The sequence below is a fragment of the Neisseria sp. P0009.S008 genome, assembly GCF_051958615.1.
GTDB classification, from domain to species: domain Bacteria; phylum Pseudomonadota; class Gammaproteobacteria; order Burkholderiales; family Neisseriaceae; genus Neisseria; species Neisseria subflava.
Genome location: NZ_JBQCVG010000068.1, coordinates 1 through 268 on the forward strand (window position 1 = coordinate 1; position 268 = coordinate 268).

The window sequence follows — 268 nt, forward strand, 5'->3', positions numbered from 1 at the left end:
GAGCTGTACGGCAACCCCACCCTCACGTTCGACGGCGAACACATTATCTGCGGGCAGGCCGTCGTTAAAGAAAGCGACGGCGGCTACGACCCGGAAAAACCGCTGTCGGAATACTGACCGGACGCGCCGCCGGTTTTCGTTTTTGTTTTTCAGACGGCCCCGATGACGGTTTGAGGCCGTCTGAAACCCGTCCCCACCGAACCTATGTCTCCGAAATCTTCTTATTTCAACCTGTCGAACCTGCTGGCGCTGGCGGTACTCTTTATCG

1 protein-coding gene is annotated in these 268 nt (G+C 57.1%); it reads left to right on the top strand.

All coding sequences use genetic code 11. From position 1 onward, the window contains the following. Positions 1–3 precede the first annotated feature (3 nt). Positions 4–117, top strand: a complete 114-nt coding sequence (locus ACTHSQ_RS11290) for a DUF1737 domain-containing protein (protein ID WP_440375959.1) — start codon at positions 4–6, stop codon at positions 115–117. The last annotated feature ends 151 nt before the right edge of the window (positions 118–268 follow it).